This window comes from Vibrio sp. 811 (assembly GCF_033339195.1).
In genome coordinates this window covers 1-524 of record NZ_JAWOUB010000921.1, presented here as the reverse complement: position 1 = coordinate 524, position 524 = coordinate 1, and the positions used below count along the sequence as shown (strand labels likewise).

Genomic DNA, 524 nt, shown 5'->3' with positions numbered 1-524 from the left:
CCACCAACATTCGTAAGTAAGAATTTGGTGTATAGCCATTAGGAATCAGTTCTGTAGGGTATTCGTATTTCAGATCAGACAATTTGAATTCGCACAAATCCGCGATGTACTTACTTTCCTCTAGCCACTCTGGTTTGTAGATACGAATCAACTTATTCAGTGGTCGTAATGCGCGTTCAGCATTAGAAAGACGTTCAAAGCCCAGCTTATCAACACTGCAACCATGCTTAATGGCGGTGAGTATATGCTGTAAAGGCAGGCGCTCAGCCGTGTGCATGAGTACGCCGCCACAAGCTGTAATAGGCAGTTGCAATTCGTGAGCTAGCTTCTCGCAGTGATTTGTGTAGGCATCATCGTCGCCACCAAGATGACGTTGAATCGCAACCCATAGTCGATTGTTATGGTGTTGATTGAGCCAGCGCCCCCAGTAATGGTCACTCGCTTGATGGGTAGGAAGCCACAATACTAAGCAGTGACGAATCGACATCAGATCCCACTCAGAAAGCTGATAGCTGCCTTTTTCG

1 pseudogene is annotated in these 524 nt (G+C 46.4%); it reads right to left on the bottom strand.

Annotated elements, in window-relative coordinates:
* Positions 1-524, bottom strand: a pseudogene (locus tag R7Q46_RS30135) (error-prone DNA polymerase); the annotation flags it as partial.